This is a genomic window from Bacillus sp. JJ722, from assembly GCF_036963345.1.
Classification (GTDB): Bacteria; Bacillota; Bacilli; order Bacillales; family DSM-1321; genus Bacillus_AD.
In genome coordinates this window covers 1-408 of sequence record NZ_JBALMO010000377.1, presented here as the reverse complement: position 1 = coordinate 408, position 408 = coordinate 1, and the positions used below count along the sequence as shown (strand labels likewise).

Here is a 408-nt window from a genome sequence, read left to right as displayed (position 1 = left end):
CAATACCCGTTTTTCAACGTAAGGTGTTTGTATTTTCTCATTATTTTTAGGTCAGTTCATATATATATATATATAACCTAATAGCTTTTAAATTTTTGTATCTTAAAAATACTGCTGAAATTTATTAGATTTTACAATGATTAATGTGTAATGAAATTGACAGTTTCACTATCATAAGGTCTATAAATATTAGAACCTTTATAAATATCAGCTCCACCACTTACAGTAACAGAATTTATAGCTGTTCTACTTCCAGCTTCTGCCCATAATGATCTAGTTTTTACATATGGCTTATTTTTCATAGCATCTGATTTCCACGATACTTTAGAACCAGAAACTTTTAGTGATGGATCTTTAGATATATCAACTGTTAAACCAGAAAATTTATAATCATAATACATGTAAATT

At 27.0% G+C, this 408-nt stretch carries 1 protein-coding gene; it reads right to left on the bottom strand.

The window, feature by feature from the left end; translation table 11 throughout:
- Positions 1-140: 140 nt before the first annotated feature.
- Positions 141-408 (bottom strand): hypothetical protein (locus V7014_RS26405; protein WP_335511982.1); only part of this gene is annotated, 268 nt, incomplete at its 5' end.